The sequence below is a fragment of the Serratia grimesii NBRC 13537 genome, assembly GCF_001590905.1.
Lineage (GTDB): Bacteria > Pseudomonadota > Gammaproteobacteria > Enterobacterales > Enterobacteriaceae > Serratia > Serratia grimesii.
In genome coordinates this window covers 62,647-79,954 of sequence record NZ_BCTT01000001.1, presented here as the reverse complement: position 1 = coordinate 79,954, position 17,308 = coordinate 62,647, and the positions used below count along the sequence as shown (strand labels likewise).

At 54.9% G+C, this 17,308-nt stretch carries 12 protein-coding genes; 3 read left to right on the top strand and 9 right to left on the bottom strand.

The features are described 5' to 3' along the window. Position 1: 1 nt before the first annotated feature. Together SGR01S_RS00330 and SGR01S_RS00325 are read right to left on the bottom strand one after the other, a co-directional pair. Complete coding sequence (locus SGR01S_RS00330; protein ID WP_061806161.1) at positions 2 to 1,414, bottom strand: glycoside hydrolase family 1 protein; 1,413 nt, start codon at positions 1,412 to 1,414, stop codon at positions 2 to 4. Continuing rightward, on the bottom strand, positions 1,411 to 3,276 hold the full coding sequence (locus SGR01S_RS00325) for a beta-glucoside-specific PTS transporter subunit IIABC (protein ID WP_061806160.1): 1,866 nt from the start codon (positions 3,274 to 3,276) through the stop codon (positions 1,411 to 1,413). The genes SGR01S_RS00330 and SGR01S_RS00325 overlap by 4 nt, the downstream gene beginning before the upstream one ends. A 582-nt stretch (positions 3,277 to 3,858) precedes the next feature. Between SGR01S_RS00325 and SGR01S_RS00320 the strand changes: the two genes are divergently transcribed. Continuing rightward, the gene (locus tag SGR01S_RS00320) at positions 3,859 to 5,028 is read left to right on the top strand and encodes a cupin domain-containing protein (RefSeq protein WP_061806159.1); all 1,170 of its coding nucleotides are present in this window, start codon (positions 3,859 to 3,861) and stop codon (positions 5,026 to 5,028) included. A gap of 36 nt (positions 5,029 to 5,064) precedes the next feature. Here the strand turns inward: SGR01S_RS00320 and SGR01S_RS00315 are convergent, their stop codons facing one another. Genes SGR01S_RS00315 through SGR01S_RS00305 form a run of 3 tightly spaced genes read right to left on the bottom strand, consistent with a single transcriptional unit; the run spans position 5,065 to position 9,061 of the window. Next, positions 5,065 to 6,369, bottom strand: a complete 1,305-nt coding sequence (locus tag SGR01S_RS00315) for a c-type cytochrome (RefSeq protein ID WP_061806158.1) — start codon at positions 6,367 to 6,369, stop codon at positions 5,065 to 5,067. A gap of 11 nt (positions 6,370 to 6,380) precedes the next feature. Beyond that, a complete protein-coding gene (locus SGR01S_RS00310; RefSeq protein ID WP_012145048.1) occupies positions 6,381 to 6,839 on the bottom strand; it encodes a (2Fe-2S)-binding protein in 459 nt (152 codons plus the stop codon). 14 nt (positions 6,840 to 6,853) lie between these two features. After that, positions 6,854 to 9,061, bottom strand: a complete 2,208-nt coding sequence (locus SGR01S_RS00305) for a xanthine dehydrogenase family protein molybdopterin-binding subunit (RefSeq protein ID WP_061806157.1) — start codon at positions 9,059 to 9,061, stop codon at positions 6,854 to 6,856. Between the two features lie 238 nt (positions 9,062 to 9,299). On the opposite strand from SGR01S_RS00305, the gene SGR01S_RS00300 reads away from it, so the two are divergent. Continuing rightward, positions 9,300 to 9,794, top strand: coding sequence for a DUF1003 domain-containing protein (locus tag SGR01S_RS00300; RefSeq protein ID WP_037414954.1), 495 nt, complete (start codon positions 9,300 to 9,302; stop codon positions 9,792 to 9,794). Positions 9,795 to 9,944: 150 nt separating this feature from the next. Further along, positions 9,945 to 11,102 carry an FAD-dependent urate hydroxylase HpxO gene (gene hpxO / locus SGR01S_RS00295; protein ID WP_061806156.1) on the top strand — a complete coding sequence of 386 codons (1,158 nt, stop codon included), beginning with the start codon at positions 9,945 to 9,947 and terminating at the stop codon, positions 11,100 to 11,102. A gap of 208 nt (positions 11,103 to 11,310) precedes the next feature. Here hpxO and SGR01S_RS00290 read toward each other — a convergent pair whose 3' ends face one another. The 4 genes from SGR01S_RS00290 to SGR01S_RS00275 form a co-directional block, all read right to left on the bottom strand. Next, a complete protein-coding gene (locus SGR01S_RS00290; protein WP_061806155.1) occupies positions 11,311 to 14,886 on the bottom strand; it encodes a molybdopterin cofactor-binding domain-containing protein in 3,576 nt (1,191 codons plus the stop codon). Continuing rightward, positions 14,879 to 15,421, bottom strand: a complete 543-nt coding sequence (locus SGR01S_RS00285) for a (2Fe-2S)-binding protein (RefSeq protein WP_061806154.1) — start codon at positions 15,419 to 15,421, stop codon at positions 14,879 to 14,881. Before SGR01S_RS00285 ends, SGR01S_RS00290 begins: the two co-directional genes overlap by 8 nt. A gap of 160 nt (positions 15,422 to 15,581) precedes the next feature. Then, a complete protein-coding gene (locus tag SGR01S_RS00280; protein ID WP_037414946.1) occupies positions 15,582 to 16,055 on the bottom strand; it encodes a MarR family winged helix-turn-helix transcriptional regulator in 474 nt (157 codons plus the stop codon). Positions 16,056 to 16,120: 65 nt separating this feature from the next. Next, positions 16,121 to 17,179 carry a 2,5-dihydroxypyridine 5,6-dioxygenase gene (locus tag SGR01S_RS00275; RefSeq protein WP_061806153.1) on the bottom strand — a complete coding sequence of 353 codons (1,059 nt, stop codon included), beginning with the start codon at positions 17,177 to 17,179 and terminating at the stop codon, positions 16,121 to 16,123. Between the last annotated feature and the right edge of the window lie 129 nt (positions 17,180 to 17,308).

The window sequence follows — 17,308 nt, the reverse complement described above, 5'->3', positions numbered from 1 at the left end:
TTTAGCGTTGCCGGCCACCGGAGGCAATCAGCCGTTGATACCAGTCAAAACTGCGCTTTTTAATTCTCCGCAGATCTTTCAGATCCTGCTCACCCCGGTTGACATAGATAAACCCGTAACGCTTGGCATAGCCCTGATGAGTGCTGACCACGTCTATCGCCGCCCACGGGCAATAGCCGATCAGTTCTACCCCGTCATTGATCGCCAACTGCATCTGTTCGACATGCTGACGCATAAACTCAATGCGATAATTATCGTTAATTGTACCATCGGCCTGTAATTCATCCGGGGCACCGATGCCGTTTTCAGTAATTAATATTGGCAAATGATAACGTTCAGCGGTTTTGCGTAAGGTTAACCGCAGCCCAACTGGGTCGATCACCCAGCCGTAGCGGGTTTTACCAACAAACGGATTCTCCGCTGCACGGTAAACTCCCGGTTCTCCCAGCATGATTTGCTGATCGCCTGCACGTGCGCTGATGTCGGAGGCGTCGCCGCGGCTGGCGGCAATGGTGGCGGTAGAATAGTAGTTTATCGCTACATAGTCCGGTTTGCCCTGCAGCAACAGCGCCGCATCGCCCGGATCCATCTGCGGAGCCAGTTCACGATCCAGCAAATAACGCCAGGCTAGCGGGTTATAACGACCATGTACCGCCACGTCGAGGAAACTCCAGCAACGAAGTGTCTCCCAGTTGTGGGCAGCGATAGCGTCAAGCGGGTTACAGGTTTCCTGATACATGGAAGTGGTGTTAATCGCCGGGCCGATTTTAGCGCCCGGGCAGCGCTGGTGACATAACGTCATCACGCGGGCCTGGGCCACCAGCATATGGTGGCTTTGCTGATACAACGCCCGTTTGGACGGCAACTCGCCCCCTTTAGGCATGCCAATGGCGCCCGGGTGCAAGATCATGGTGTTCTGCTCATTGATAGTCAGCCAATACTTCACCCGATCGCCAAAGGCATCGAACAATACCCCGGCATACTCGACAAAGGCGTCGATGGTGGCGCGATGAGACCAGCCGCCCTGTCGTTCCAGTATATAAGGCAAATCAAAGTGATACAGCGTCACTACAGGTTCTATACCCTGACTCAAAAGCTCATCAATCAATTGACGGTAAAAATCCAGCCCGACAGCGTTGATCTCACCCGTGCCATTAGGCAATACCCGCGACCAGGCGATCGAAAAACGGTAGGCCTTTAACCCGAGTTCGGCAAATAACTTAACGTCCTCGCGAAATCGGTGGTAGTGATCGCTGGCGACCTTAAAATCAGCGGTCTCTTTCGGATGATCGAGCATGTCCACGATCGATGGGCTTTTACCATCTTCGTCCCAGGCGCCCTCCACCTGATAGGCAGAAGTGGAAGCCCCCCACAGAAAATTTGCAGGGAAATCATTCAGTCGTTGATAAATCATGCTTGCCCCTGTTTCGCATTGTTGAGAGTGATAATCTGCTCGCCAAAGCCCACAGAACCAGGCAGTCGGCAACTCAATTGTGGAAATGCCTCACTGTTGACCACCAATACCGGCGTGGTTACGTCATACCCCAGCTCGGTGATGGCCGTCAGATCGAAACACACCAATTCGTCCCCGACCCTGACCCGATCGCCAATCTGCAAGGTAGAACTAAAATGCTGACCGGCCAGATTGACGGTATCAATGCCGATGTGCACCAGCAGTTCGACGCCGTTGTCACCCTTGATCCCGACCGCATGTTTCGACGGCAGGAAGGTCACGACCTCGCCGTCAAGCGGTGCGCGTAGCACCCCTTCTTGCGGCCGTATAGCGACACCCTGGCCCAATAATCCCTGAGAGAAAACATCGTCATTCACCTGATCCAACGCCACAAGTTGACCAGACATTGGGCTGAAAATCTGCTGTTCTCCGTCAATGAGTGGCTCTGCTGTCTTAACGTCTTGCTCATCGACCGGATCCTCAAAACCCAGTATCCAGGTCAGTGCAAAGGTCACCACAATAGCGATGGCGCAGGTAATCAATGCATGGACGATATTCATCGGGTTTTCGCCAATGAACGCAGGGAGTGCAGCAAGCCCAGGGGAGACAAAGGCATAGCGAACCAGCCCGCTCAAACCGGCATAGATGCCTGCACAGCCCCCGCCGATCATCGCCGCAATCAGTGGCTTGCGCAGCTTGAGCGTAACGCCATACAACGAAGGCTCGGTGATGCCCAACAGCGCGGTGAAACCGGCAGAAGACGCCAGTTGGCGCAGGTTTTTATTTTTAGTCCGAAAAGCCACACACAAAGTTGCCGCGCCCTGTGCAATGTTAGATGCCAACATGCCAGGTCCATTGATCATTTCAAAACCGTTCTTACTCAACTGACCAGTGGCGATCGGCGTCATGGCCCAGGCGGTGCCGGTGATCACCAAGAAAGGCTGTAATCCCCCCATCAGCATCGGAATCAACCAACTGGCTTTACCGTCAACGATTGCCGCACCAGCCGCAACCAGGTCATTAAGGAAAATGCCAAACGGCCCCACCACCACTAACGCCAGCGGTGCGGTGACCAATAAGATAATCATTGGCTTGGTGAAAAACTTGATCATCGTCGGTGAGACTTTCTCGGCAAAGCGCTCGATATAAGACATCAGCCATACGGTGAAAATAATCGGCAGCACTGAGCCTGCGTAATCTGCCAAACGCACAGGAACGCCGATAAAATCAATCGCCGTGCCTGCCGCCAGCATTTGTGCCAGATTGGGGTGCAGCAACACCCCGGCGATGGTCATTGCCAAGATCGGGTTGCACTCGAATTTGATCGCCGCCCCATAAGCCAGCAGCACCGGCAGGAAGAAAAAGGCCGCATCGGCTATGGTGTCTAGCAGATGATAGGTCGGGCTGGCAGCATCTATCACCCCCGTCAGCTTGAGGATCGCCAGCAGCGCTTTTATCATCCCCGCCCCGGTAATCGCCGGGATCACGGGAGTGAACGTAGTAGATATCACGCTGATAATCTGCGAAATGACCCCACCTCGTGCCTGAGATGTCTTTTCGCTTTGACGGCCACTGAGATTGCCAATTTCTTTTTGTAGCGTGCGGAAGGTTTGTTGCACGTTGTTGCCGATCACGATCTGGAACTGGCCACCGCGTTCTACCACGCTGATCACCCCCGGCAATGCCTCAATAGCCTTCGCCTTCACCTTGCTGTCATCATTAAATTCCATACGCAGACGGGTGGCACAGTGTGTCAGTTTGCTGACATTACCCTTGCCACCGACCCGCGCCAGTATTTCTAACCCCAGCTGTTTGTAATCCATCATGTTTCCCCGGTAAAAAAGCAAAAAAAAAGACCAAAATCAAAATGCGCCTCATCGCAATGAGAGGTGCATTCCTATTTTGGTCTTGCCTGCCTGAGCAGTAACACGCCGTAATAAAAATGTCTGACGATCGCTAAGATCGCGGCGAAAGTATCGTCATAGTTGTGATTTTTCGGCAATAGCCTGCGTTAAGCTTTGTGATTGACATCACTAATTTTCGGAAATGCACTGCAATGTTGTTCGCCACGCCCCACGTGAACATATCGAGGTTGAATTAACCGATTAAAATAACACCAACAATAAAAATCTCGGCCTAATGGGTTAATTCCGTTTATGATTTATTTAATAAAAATGCAATTAAATTGATAACGATAGATTATTATTTAAAAACAAAATCAATAATTACAACCACACTCAATTGGTAACATAAACAAATAAATTATTCGCTGCGAACGCAGCTTAACCCACTATGATTTAACCGTCACCGAACATTTTAAATTCAGCAATTAACACTGGTAGACAATAAGAAACAGATAAACCAAGCCGGTATTTTGGCAGGCAGTCTATATTGGAGAAAGTTATATGCTATCGCGTCGTGATATATTAAAAGCCTCTGCGCTCAGCGCAGCGGCAGCCAGCGTCATGGGTGGTATGATTAAATCTACCAGCGCCGACGAACATCGTAATATTGTCCCACCCAGTACTTTCCAACCCACAGCCGATGCGCAAAACGTTTATAAGTATGTCTTTGCCAACAGTAAAAAGCGCAGCCTGCCCAACGGTTGGGCCAGAGAGGCTACCGTCGAACAGTTCCCGATTTCTGAAGGTGTTGCCGGGGTTGATATGACACTGGAACCAGGCGGTGTACGTGAACTGCACTGGCACGCCATTGCCGCCGAGTGGGCATTTATGCTGGAAGGCCATGCGCGCATCACCATCATCGACCCGGAAGGAAAGTGCGAAGTGGCGGATTTCGGCGCAGGTGACGTCTGGTATTTCCCCAAAGGCTACGGACATTCGATCCAGGCGCTGGCAGACGGCGCGCACTTTGTCTTGACCTTTGATAACGGCCATTTTTCCGAATTCGGTACTTTCAGCATTACCGATTGGGTAGCGCACATGCCCAAAGAAGTGTTGGAAAAAAGCGTCAATATGCCGGCATCGGTATTTTCCAAAGCAAAACAGGGTGAGGCCTATATTGTCGGCGGTTCCATCCCCCCGGCTCTCCCTCTGCCCGCCAACGACGGCGGTTTGAATAATGCTCCGTTGGCTCATCGTTATGAATTAATGAAACAAAAACCTTTTTTTGAAAATGATGCAGGCAGCGTTCATTTAGTATCGTCAAAAGAATTCCCAATCTCAACCACCATGACCGGCATTATAGAAATCGTCAAGCCCGGAGCCGTGCGAGAATTACATTGGCACCCCAATGCCAATGAGTGGCAATACTATATTTCCGGAAAGGGTCGCATGACTGTATTTAGCTCACACGGCCACGCGCAGACCGCAGAATACGCACCTACCGACGTTGGTTATGTCCCGCAAGGTTTTGGCCATTACATTGAGAATATGGGTGATGAGGATCTAAAGGTGTTAATTGTATTGGATAACGGTATTTACCAGGATATTTCGCTGTCTGACTGGCTGGCAAAAACCCCGGCCTATCTTCTGGCAGATAACTTCAATAATCAGATTGCCGACTGGCAAGATCGCCCCAAGGATAAACTGGTGATGTCCCGACACAGGCGTTGATGGATAGCGAGGGGGAGCAATCCCCCTCGCCAACGGCTACTGCTTACGCTGTTCCGCGACCTGCTTGGCCGTTACCTTTCCTTGTTTTTCACCAAACTGACCAACCACGTAGTTGGCTACTGCAGCCACTTCCTCATCCGAATATTGAGCGCCAAAATCCGGCATAAATTCGTGCTGTTCACCGATACTGATACGCGTACCTTTGAGTATTGCCTGCACTACGCTGCGGCCCTGTGGATCGTTTACTGCGGTGCTGCCGACCAAAGACGCATATTTACTCTGGCGGCCTGTACCGTTCCACTGATGACAACCACTGCAGTCTCCCGCAAACAAGCGGCGCCCCAGCGAATCCTCTTGCCCACCCGGTAATACCGCACTTGAAGATGACGCTCCTTTCGGCTGTAGGTTTACCGTACTGGCACTGTCGGTGGCGATAGGTTCGATATTGCGCAGGTATTTCACCAGCGCCTGATTATCCTCCGGCGTGAGGTACTGCAGGCTGTTTTCTACTGCTTCGGCCATCGGGCCGGAAGCACTGCTACGACCTTCCGCATGACCGGTTGCCAAATACTGCGACAGTTGCTGCTCACTCCAGCCCCCAATACCTGTTTGTGGGTCCGGCGTAATATTGCCTGCAAACCACCCCTGGATCACCTCACCGCTGAGGTTTTTACTTTGATTGATACCAAAGCCCAGGTTGCGTGGCGTGTGACATTCACTGCAATGCCCCAGCGCAGTTGCCAGATAAGCCCCACGGTTCCACTGTTCATCCTGATTCAGGTTCGGTTCAAAACGTTTTTCATTGAAGAATGCCAGGTTCCAGAACTTCATGCCCCAGCGTTGGTTAAACGGAAACGACAGTCCATTTTGCGGATTAGCCTGCTTCACCGGTGGCAGGCTAAACAGGTAGGCTTTGATCGCCAACACATCGTCGCGGCTCATGGCAGTGTATGAGGTGTAAGGCATGGCAGGATACAGATTACCCTGCGGCCCAACCCCTTCACGCACCGCACGCACAAACTGATCGTCGCTCCAGCCACCAATACCGGTTTCTGCGTCGGCGGTAATGTTGGTGCCATAAATTGTGCCGAACGGCAGCTTAAAGGCAAAACCACCGGCAAAGGGTTTACCGCCAGGCGCCGTGTGGCAAGCCACACAGTCGGCGGCACGAGCCAGATACTCGCCACGCGCTAATTTATCGCTTATCCCCGCAGGTGCACCGGCGATAGGTGCTACGGGCTCGGGGCCGACCGGGCGTAACAAGGTATAGAGCGCGTAACCGCCCGCTAACACCACTACCGCGACAATTAGCCATAACAGCCATCTCAGGGCGTTGCTCATGGGTTTCTCCCTTAATCCAACGCCTTGGCGGCCTGGTGGATGGCGGCGCGAATGCGCACGTAGGTAGCGCAGCGGCAAACGTTACCGCTCATCGCCGCGTCAATATCTGCATCGCTCGGATTTTTGCTCTGGGCCAGCAGTGCACTGGCACTCATAATTTGACCGGATTGGCAGTAACCACACTGCACTACGTCCAGATTGACCCAAGCCGCCTGCACCGCTTTGCCCGTCGGTGTCTCGCCGATCGCTTCAATGGTGGTGATTTTCTTGCCTTCTGCGGCAGAGACCGGCGTCATACAAGAACGCACCGGCACGCCGTCCAAATGGACGGTACACGCGCCGCACATCGCAATACCGCAACCAAATTTGGTGCCGGTCAACCCGGCTTCATCACGCAAGAACCACAACAGAGGCATATGGGGATCGCCATCAAACGTCAGCGGTTGGTCGTTCACGGTTAAAGTTATCATGCTGTTCTCCTTGATCAGACGCTGGCGTCACGGTTCGGTCGATGTAAAGGCAGACTCAGCGAAGTTCGGGGCCGCCCGAGCAACGCCAACGCATTGCCAACCGCAGGTGCAATCGTTGGTACACCTAATTCACCCACGCCGGTGGGTTTCTCGGTTGAAGGCACAATAATCACTTCTATTTCCGGCATTTCATCAATGCGCAGTGGGCGGAAATTGTTGAAGTTGGATTGTTCAATCACGCCATCTTTCAATGTGATGTTGCCGTACAGCGCCATGCTCAAGCCATAACCGATACCACCCTCAATCTGTGCACGAATCACATCGGGATTCACTGCCACGCCGCAGTCCACCGCACACCACACCTTGTGTACACGTGGAATACCGCCTTCGCCGATAGAGACCTCGGCTATTTGCGCCACCCGGGTATCGAATGCCTTGGCAACACCTACACCACGCGCCCGACCATCCACCACTTTCGCGCCTTGCCAGTTGGCCGCTTTCGCTACCGCCCGTAACACGCCGGCCTCACGCGGCGCATCCCCCATCAACGCCAAACGCCCTTCCACAGGATCCTGCCCAGTCTCCTGTAGCAGTTGATCAATAAAACTTTCCACCGCATGGCCAGTGTGAGTACTGGCGACCGATCTCAATGACGTCGTCGGCACCTTGCCCGGTACGATATGTGCGTCGCAGCGGAAACTTTCAAAGCTATAAGGCACCTCGCTGGCGCCTTCAACCATCATCTGGTCGAGGCCATTAACCACCAGTGCCGTCATCGCGCTGTTAAGCGTCCAGGAATGACCGACGATGGTATCGCTCCAGGCCACCACTTTACCGCCACGGATCGCACCACGTAACCGGTGCAAAATCATCGGGCGATACCACCCATTGCGAATATCATCTTCACGCGTCCATACCACCTTTACTCCGTGACCTGGGCCAATGGCTTTGGCTGCTGCCGCCATATCCGCTGCCAGATCCGGCCCCAGCGTCGGGTTGCCCAAATCGATACGTCGTCCAAAACTGCCGCCCGCCAAAATGGTTTCAATTTCTACCTTGTCCGGTGGCAGTTGGAACAGATCGCACAGCTGTTTATGATCGAGGGTTTGGATCTGGCAGCCATAACGTGCCTTGACGCTTTCGCCATCCCAGAACAGGTAGCCGTCCAGTGGCTCCATCGGCGCATGGGCAACATACGGGAAAGTATATTCAGCTTCGATGACCTTATCGGCTTTATCAAAAGCATCATCCGGATTGCCGTGGCTTTTCGCTACGACGCCGGTCTTCTGGGCCACCTGTCGGAACTCAGTAAAGATCTGTTCAGTGTTGCGGCGTTCGGCTTGCGAGTCGTCCCATTCCACCTGCAATTTTTCACGTCCCTGGATCGCCGCCCAAGTGTTTTTGGCGTACACCGCTACGCCGGTATCGGTCAGTTTCACCGTAACCACACCCGGCACTGCCAACGCCTGGCTGGCATCAAATGAGGCCACTTTACCACCGAAGCGCGGCGGCTTTTTGATGGTCACCGTCAGCATGTCCGGCTCATGAATATCCTGAGTAAATTGCGCAGTACCGTTGGTCTTCGCCAATGAATCCACCCGGTGCAGGCCACTGGCCTTGCCGATCAGGGTAAAATTGGCGGGATCTTTCAGTGTCAATGTAGCGGGATCGGGGGGAGGCAGTTGGCTGGCTAACACGGCAAACTCACCGAAGCCCGCTTCACGTCCACTGGCCGCGTGGCGGATCTTGCCCGCCTGCACGGTAATTTCCTGCGCCGAGGTTTTCCAACTTTGTGCAGCAGCCTGAACCAGCATCGCCCGCGCCATGGCGCCCATGCGACGCATCTGCTCATAGGCATTAGCTACCGAGCTGGAGCCACCGGTGCCCTGGAAACCGAACGACAGATTTTTGTAAACGTTGGTGTCAACCGGCGCGGCAACGACCCGCACCTGCGCCCAGTCGGCGTCCAACTCTTCGGCGACCAACGTTGCCATGCCGGTATATACGCCCTGACCCACCTCGGTATGTTTACTGATCACAGTGACAATGCCTTCTTGGTCAATCTGCACAAAAGCATTGGCTGCATGAGGATTGATTTCAGGCGCGGTAGCCGATGATGAGCGGGCCAGAGCGCCGGTAGACGGCAGATAGGCACCGATCACCAACGCACTGGCGCCGACGATAAAACGCCGCCGGGTAAGCGGGACTTCGGGTAGATTCATTGCTCATAGCTCCAAAATGCCGATCAACCTTAATCAATGCGGCGAAGTCATTCTTTTTATACGCACCGTCTGCATGCACCAGCACAACGGGCTAATAGTTAGCGTAGTCTATTATTTTGTCTATTTAACATTCAGGCGGGGTTTTCTGTGGTGGATTTGTGCTGTGTATTGCGTGGGGATTTCGGCCCCCATGCTATAAATTAGGTATCTCTTCATTATATCCACGAGTGTGAAAGCCATGTCGCAACCCAATAAAAAGTTTCGTTTTTATCGCCCGCTGAAAAGCTTAACCCACACCTTTGGTGACCAATGGTTTGCGTTGAAGGCTGAGGCCTTCGCCCGTTTTTTCGGTACACCCACGTTTTTGGTTGGCCAGACCGTCGTCGTTGCCGTCTGGATTTATCTCAATCTGGCAGGTTTCACCAAGTTTGACCCCTATCCATTCATTTTGCTTAACCTGGCGTTCAGCTTACAGGCCGCTTATGCCGCCCCATTGATCTTGCTTGCACAGACCCGTCAGGCCGAGCGCGATCAGGCGCATGCGCTGACCGATGCTCAGCACCGTGAGGATTTGGATGAGGCCATGGCACAACGGCAAACGCTCGCCGCGCAGCAATCTGATCAGTTACTGGCGCTGTTAAAACAAAACACAGAATTAACCGCCCTGACGAAACAAATGGCAGAGCGCATTGAAAACCTGGCTATCCAGTTGGCAAACCGGGATCGCACTTAGCGTGTTGGCTTTTCTGGTGCAAAAATGCACTATCGCATTCATGCATTGCACCACTTTGCATCAATCCGTCGCCTGATACCGCGCCAGTGCCTTGTTCACGGACTGGTATGGAAATTGCTTCTCCTCAGCATAGCTATGAAGGAGAAGAATATGAAGGCAATCGTCATTGGTGGCGGCATCGGCGGTCTGTGCACCGCCATCGCATTAAAGCGTTGTGGCATCGACACCGAAGTTTTTGAAGCTGTCAAAGAGGTCAAACCGGTTGGTGCAGCAATTTCCATCTGGCCCAACGGAGTCAAATGCCTCAATTATTTGGGGATGAAAGAACCGCTGCGCACGCTCGGCGGCACCATGCACTACATGGCCTATCAGGAATATCTGCACGGCCAGACGTTGACGCGCTTTAGCCTTGACCCGCTCATCGCCAGCGTTGGCGAACGCCCTTACCCGGTAGCCCGCACCGAACTGCAAGCTATGTTACTCGATACTTATGGCCGCGATCAGGTGCGTTTTGGCAAGCGTGTCAGCGGCATTGAAGAAACACCGGAAGGCGTGACGGCCTGGTTCGAAGACGGTAGCCAGGTCAGCGGTGATTTCCTGATTGCCGCCGACGGCACCCATTCCGTCATTCGTCCGTATGTGCTGGGCCATGGCGTTGATCGCCGCTATGCCGGTTACGTCAATTGGAACGGGCTGGTAACCATTGATGAATCCATCGCACCGGCTGACCAGTGGACCACCTTTGTCGGCGAAGGCAAACGCGTGTCGCTAATGCCTGTGTCCGGCAACCGTTTCTACTTTTTCTTCGACGTTCCACTGCCCACGGGGCTGGCGGAAGATCGCAGCACCGCGCGGGCCGATCTACAGCGTTACTTCTCGGGCTGGGCTGAACCGGTGCAAAAATTGATCGCGGCGATCAACCCCGACACCATCAACCGCATTGAAATCCACGATATCGAACCTTTCGAACAACTGGTACGCGGTCGCGTGGCATTGCTGGGGGACGCCGGACACAGTACCACACCGGATATCGGCCAAGGTGGATGCGCAGCAATGGAGGACGCCGTAGTACTGGCGATTGCCTTGCAGACAAATTCACTGGGTATTGAAGACGCACTGCTACGCTATCAGGAAAAACGCAGCTATCGCGTAAAGGATTTGGTGCTCAAAGCACGTAAACGTTGCGATGTGACTCACGGCAAAGAAATGGAGATCACCCGTAGTTGGTATGAAGAGCTGAAAACCGAAACCGGCGAACGCATTCTCTCTGGCATGAAAGAAACCATTATGGGTGGGCCGCTGGCCTGATTTCTTCCTCTTTACAGCTAAAAGAAGCGTTGCCGCCCAACACCAGACGGGTGAATAAGCCGATTCATCCTGGATCATCTCTTTACCCAAAATGCGCCCGGCAACGCATGTTGTCACACCAACCACTGGGCCACGCGCCAGTTACCGTAACCGGCGCAACGATTGATCGCGTTACTGCAAACGCAATAACGTCAATCGCCAGTAACTGCTAATGGCTGCCCGGATTAGCTCGCAATCTGGCTACCTGCGCCTCGACGTCACGCCAGGCCGGTTTATCACTGGCATAGCGCTGGCGCAGATAGTTCACCAAATCAGCCACCTGACGATCGGTGAAACTATCCTTAAAACCCGGCATAAAACCAAGATCGGTGGTGGCTGGTTTGGCGATACCCTGTAGGATCACATTGATCAGGTTATCCGGTCGATCGCTGAAGATATTGGTATTGTTTGCCAAATCCGGACTGACACCAAACAGTTGTGGCCCTCCACTGGCGGCACTGTGGCAGGCCTGACAGGCCCCCTGAAACAGGCGTTCACCGACCTGTTGCCCCAGAACAGGTTGCAGATTAGTGGTCAGCTTAACCTGCGGCTCTACGTTCAATGTAACCGGGTTGCTCAAGGATATCAGGTAGTTGGCCATCGCGCGCACATCAGACTCCGGTAATGTAGCCAGTTCACTGACGACCGGCCCCATCGGCCCAGCCGCAACGCCGTGCTCGGTAGAGTGACCGCTGCGCAAATACTGGAACAGTTGCTCCTCGTCCCAGGGTTTATCCGCATTGGCCAGTTGGTTCAACGCCGGGGCTTCCCAACCGTCCACCATCGCACCTGCCAGAAAACTGGCGCCGCCCTTTTCCGCTCCCATCAAATTGCGTGGTGAATGGCAAGCCGCACAGTGCCCCAAACCATTGACCAGATAAGAACCCCGGTTCCACTGTTCAGTTTGCGAAGCGTCTGGCTGGAACTCGCCCTGGCGCAAAAAGAGTGCATTCCAACCGGCCATCAGCGGACGGATATTAAACGGAAAACGCATCTGATTAGCTGAATTACTCTGCGAAACTGCGGGTTGCGACATCATGTAGGCATATAGTGCCTGCATATCACCGTCGGTCATCTTGCTGAACGACGTATAAGGAAATGCCGGGTACAAATTACGCCCATCGCGGCTAATGCCCTGCCGCATCGCCCGATCAAAAGCAGTAAACGACCAGTTGCCAATACCGGTTTCCACATCCGGAGTAATATTGGTGCTATACAGCGTGCCGAACGGCGTTGCCATCGCCAATCCCCCGGCGTTGGTCGCCCCTTCTGAGGCGGTGTGGCACACCGCGCAATCCCCGGCAGCAGCCAGTTGACGGCCGCGTTCCAGGGTGGCTGCCGACCAGGTACCGGAACCCGGTGTTGCCACTGGGGCAATCTCAGCACGCCATGGCAGTGCCGTAGCCGCTACGCCAAACACCGCACCGAAAATACCGGCCGCACCGCCAAACCACCATTTACTTCTCTTGGGTTTAGTCACTGGTGCGGATTCCTGTCGGGCGCTATCCGGACCGTTCAGCGCCTCGCGCAGTCGATCGGATGTGATCGGTAACTCACGAAAACGAATGCCGGTGGCGTCAAACACAGCGTTGGCAATAGCTGCAGCGCTAGGCACCGAAGCGGATTCCCCAGCCCCCAGCGGTGGATCATAGGGCCGTGGCATCATTACCACATCCACCTCTGGCACCTCCGGGAATGTCAGGATCGGATAAGCGCCCCATTCCTTGCTGGAAATGGTCGATTCTTCGAAAGTCACCCGCTCTTTCAGCACCCGGCTGGTCGACTGAATCACATTGCCGTGGATTTGGTGACGCACGCCGTCCGGGTTGACCATCATGCCAGCGTCGTGCCCGACCACAATCCGCGTGACCGCTACTTCGCCACTGACCTTGTCTATAGCGACATCAGCGACCCAGGCCGCCCAGGCGGCACCAAAGCCGGGAAACTTGCTGTGAATATAGCGCGCATAGGCAAAACCACGCCCGCGCAGCACACCATCTTCCGCAGGGGTTTGCATCGGTTCGGTATGCGGCGTCCAGCCAGCACGCTCGGCGGTGCTGAGCATCAGTTCAGTGGCACGTTGATCCTTAATATAACGCAGGCGGTACTCGAGCGGATCCACACCGGCAGCCATGGCCAGCTCATCAATATAGGACTCGTGCGCGAAGGTATTCGGCAGTGCCGACACACCACGCATCCAGGAGGCTCGCACGATGGGTGCCATGTCCTCAATGCTGACGCGCAGTTCCGGGTATTCGTATGGCGGCACCGAGGTGCGGTCCCCCATCTCATAAGCCACCGGCACTGGCTCCACCATGCCGGTCAGCAACAACGCCAGTGTGGGGGCGCCGTTAGACGGATAATAAGTACGAAAATCATAGGCCACCGGATGACCGGCGGCGTCCAGCCCACCGTCAACCTCCATCAACTGTGCCGTGCCCTTGGGTTCCCACAGGTGTTCCTGCTCGCGGGTGAGCTGCACCCGCACCGGACGACCAACCGCACGCGACAATAACGCCGCATCGGCACAGACATCGTCGGCACAGTTGCGGCCATAGCAGCCCGCCGCCTCCATGCGGATAATGTCGATCTGTTCTTCCGGGTATTCCAGCAACCAGGCGAGATCGGCACGCAGCAGATGCGGGTTCTGGCTACCTGACCACACCCGTAACTGCTGCGGCTGGTAGTCCGCCAATGCGCAGGAGGGGCCGATCGAGGCATGCAGTTGGTACGGCCACAGATAACTGCGGGTAAAGCGACGATCGGCGGCGGCCAATGCCGCATCCACGTTGCCGGTGTCATGCACCACCCGTGTCGAATGCGGGTTATCACGCAGCGCCTGCGCCACATCGGTCATCTGCGGCAGGTTACGCCGCCAGTCCTTCCAGCTGACCTGCAACGCCTCTGCTGCCTTGATCGCCTGTTCTTCGCGCTCGGCGACGATGCCGATAAAATCCCCGATCACCACCAGTTTAACGATACCGGGAATATGTGCGATTGACCGCTCGTCCACCGCCAACAAACTGGTACCGACAAACTCACCACTGTCATAACCAGCATACGGCGGTCGCACCACCCGCCCATGCAACATATTCGGCAACCGCATGTCGTGCACATAGGTGGATTCGCCGGTGGCCTTGGCCGGGATATCAACGCGCGCGGTGCTGGTGCCGACCAGGCGATATTCGGCCTGTGGCTTGAGCGGCGCATCGCCGGAAATCGGCAGTTCAATATGTACACCTGTGACCAGCTCGCCATAGCTCACCACCTGTCCCTGGGGGCTAACAACCATGCCGTCGTTCAACGTCAGTTGCTCAACCGTGACGTTAAAATGCTGCGCAGCCTGTTGCAGCAGCCAGCGACGTGCCTCAGCGGCAGCATTGCGCAGCGGCACGGCGGAAATCTGCAGCGTAGCGCTGGCGATGGTCGCGCCCTGATTCGGCGTGCTTTCGGTATCGCCCAACACCATGCTCACCTGCTCCATACGCAGGTAGAGTTCTTCGGCGACAATTTGCCCCAGCGCGGTGCGCACACCGGTGCCGAGATCAACATGGCCGTTGAAGGCGTAGACCTCACCGCTGTCGCAAATAGCAATAAATAGCCCCTGCTCTTTGGGTTTCAGGCTCGGCGTCTGGCCTTTCGGTACCAGGCCCGGCGGCGGTTGGATTTGATCGATAATCAGCAAGGTGCCATGACGCTGTAATAATTCAGCCTGGCTCGGTAATGAGGAATGGGCGTCAGTCATGGGGCGAGGTTTCCTCACTGCGGCAGAGAATGATGGCGCGCTGAACCGCACGCAGAATTTCAATATGGGTGCCGCAGCGGCACAGATTGCCGGACAGCGCCTGGCGGATTTCGCGATCGCTGGGCGACGGATTGCGATCCAACAGGGCTTTGGTGGTCATAATCATGCCATTGAGGCAGTAACCGCACTGCGCGGCCTGTTCTTCGATAAAGGCGCGCTGCACAGGGTGCAGGCAGTCGCGATCGCCCAAACCTTCCAGCGTGGTCACCGCGCGGCCGGTCATACCCACCGCTGGGATCACACAAGAACGTGCGGCAATGCCGTCGACCAACACGGTGCAAGCGCCGCACTCACCGAGGCCACAGCCGTATTTCGGGCCGTTGAGCGCCAGATCGTTACGTAACACCAATAGCAGAGGGGTATCCGCCATGACCCGGGTATGAATATTTTCGCCGTTGACTGACAGCATCAGCGGATGCTCCGTCAGTGTTTTTATCGCGCCTTCCCTGGGCAATTGCACTTCAGCTATCGCCATTGTCGCGTCTCCGCCTGCGCTTTGGTTATACCCGTTATCTTTCAAACCGCAGTTGGTCACCTGGCTGCAATTTGAAAGCTATAGGGTATGTCTTGTGGGCTGTGGGCTGTGACCTCGCCGCCACCGCACTCACCAGACAACCGCAGTTGCGGGTAGCGAATCAGTCAGACGGCTGGTCTTCCAGCATTTTATTAAGCAGGAACATCAGTGCTATACGTTCGGCCGGATTAAGCTTACCGAAAGTTAATTCTGTGATCGTCGCCGCATGCGGCACCGTTTCCACCAGCAGCGCGGCGCCGGTATCAGTCAGCCCAACCACCACTTTGCGTCGATCGACAGGATCCGGCATTACGGTGATCAAATCGCGCGCTTTAAGCCGCTCGATAATGCCGCGAATGGTGGCCTGATCGACCGCCGTCACCTGTACCAGCTCGGTCAAGGAACTTGGGCCCATATCGCGCACTGCGCACAGGGTAATAAACTGCACGGCGGTCAGTTGCGAATCGCCAACGTTTTGCTGGAAAATCGCCACATGGCGCTGATAAACCTTACGCAGCAAGTGCCCGACCTGTTCGGTAAAATGATAATTTTCGGTCTTGCCGTTATCAGCAGTCGGGTATTCGGGGGGCGTCATTGCGTTACTCTCACCATCTATGGAAACCACCGAGAATAGTACAAACCCCCGCGTTTGGCAGCAAGTTAACCCTGGCTGACTCGCGATGCTGCTGGCGCTACCACTTCACCATCCGCCACCACCGTCTTGCCATCCAGACTGATGTCGCAATGACGTAGCGCTATATCCATATGGCACGGGGTTTTGCGCGTGCCACCGACTTCAGTATTCGGCCCGGTGGAGAACAGGAAATTGCCGTAGAAAGCGCGGGCATCCATGCACATACCGTCATTTTTGTCGTGCAGCCCCATTGCCGTCCACTGCGCTCGCGGCTGCAAGCCCCAACCGATATGCGAAATGCCATACACTTCCGGATCGTTAAAATACTTCATGTACTCCCGCAGATATTCAGCCTCAAAACCACCGTGAATACGCGTCACAAAGCCCTTGTCGATCTCCAACGTAATGCGTTCACGCGTATAACTTTTGAATGGCAGCAGGATATCGCCCACTTCTAACACCAGCACCCCCTCCGCCTGTTCTTCATTCGGCCAGGTAAACAGAAAGCCGCTCGGCCAGTGGTCCCAGCGCCCCGGTTCATCGGCATACCCGTACTCAGTCACTGTCGGGTATTGCCCTAATGGCGCACGGAAATCGCTGCCAGCGGCGGATTTCACCTGCATCAGCTTTGCTTGTTCCAGCACCGCAGCCGCTGCAAGCACCCGCGCTTTATCCTCTGCATTAGGCAACATCCGTGCCAATACCTCCGGTGGTTCAACGGCCAGCAGAATGCGCGTGCCGGTTTTCAGGATCTGCTCCTGCTCCGGCGAGTGCAGCAACATCATAGTGTCGACAATCAGATCGGCTGCCTCCAGAGCACGTTGTGCCGCGTGATTACCGGTCAGTGCCGTATCACCACAGTAAGCCGTCATGTCATTACCCATGGCGCGCGGATGGTTGAACGATGGCAGTTCTACCGCATAAACCTTGGCACCCAGGCGCAGTGCTGCATCGGTGGCGGCACGCACCGTACGCGCATCGGAATAGTGACTTTTCAGGATCGCTACGCTTTGCGATGCATCAACCTTCGACAGCGTAAGCACCTGCTCGAACAGTTGAACCAACTGACTATCATGGACCGCCATGGTGTATCTCCTGTTTCGCTAAGGGTTGGCCGACACACCCAGTGTCGGTGAGGTTATTTTGCGCAAATTAAAGTGAATACGCTCTTTTAGTTATCTAAGACCAAAATCAACCAGGAAGCAAGGCGTCGG

What these genes read in the sequence shown, in the direction of transcription:
- SGR01S_RS00285 (WP_061806154.1), bottom strand. Translation starts at nt 15,421, where the DNA reads ATGGCGATAGCTGAAGTGCAATTGCCCAGGGAAGGCGCGATAAAAACA.
- SGR01S_RS00280 (WP_037414946.1), bottom strand. Translation starts at nt 16,055, where the DNA reads ATGACGCCCCCCGAATACCCGACTGCTGATAACGGCAAGACCGAAAAT.
- SGR01S_RS00290 (WP_061806155.1), bottom strand. Translation starts at nt 14,886, where the DNA reads ATGACTGACGCCCATTCCTCATTACCGAGCCAGGCTGAATTATTACAG.
- SGR01S_RS00300 (WP_037414954.1), top strand. Translation starts at nt 9,300, where the DNA reads ATGTCGCAACCCAATAAAAAGTTTCGTTTTTATCGCCCGCTGAAAAGC.
- SGR01S_RS00315 (WP_061806158.1), bottom strand. Translation starts at nt 6,369, where the DNA reads ATGAGCAACGCCCTGAGATGGCTGTTATGGCTAATTGTCGCGGTAGTG.
- SGR01S_RS00305 (WP_061806157.1), bottom strand. Translation starts at nt 9,061, where the DNA reads ATGAATCTACCCGAAGTCCCGCTTACCCGGCGGCGTTTTATCGTCGGC.
- hpxO (WP_061806156.1), top strand. Translation starts at nt 9,945, where the DNA reads ATGAAGGCAATCGTCATTGGTGGCGGCATCGGCGGTCTGTGCACCGCC.
- SGR01S_RS00310 (WP_012145048.1), bottom strand. Translation starts at nt 6,839, where the DNA reads ATGATAACTTTAACCGTGAACGACCAACCGCTGACGTTTGATGGCGAT.
- SGR01S_RS00325 (WP_061806160.1), bottom strand. Translation starts at nt 3,276, where the DNA reads ATGGATTACAAACAGCTGGGGTTAGAAATACTGGCGCGGGTCGGTGGC.
- SGR01S_RS00320 (WP_061806159.1), top strand. Translation starts at nt 3,859, where the DNA reads ATGCTATCGCGTCGTGATATATTAAAAGCCTCTGCGCTCAGCGCAGCG.
- SGR01S_RS00275 (WP_061806153.1), bottom strand. Translation starts at nt 17,179, where the DNA reads ATGGCGGTCCATGATAGTCAGTTGGTTCAACTGTTCGAGCAGGTGCTT.
- SGR01S_RS00330 (WP_061806161.1), bottom strand. Translation starts at nt 1,414, where the DNA reads ATGATTTATCAACGACTGAATGATTTCCCTGCAAATTTTCTGTGGGGG.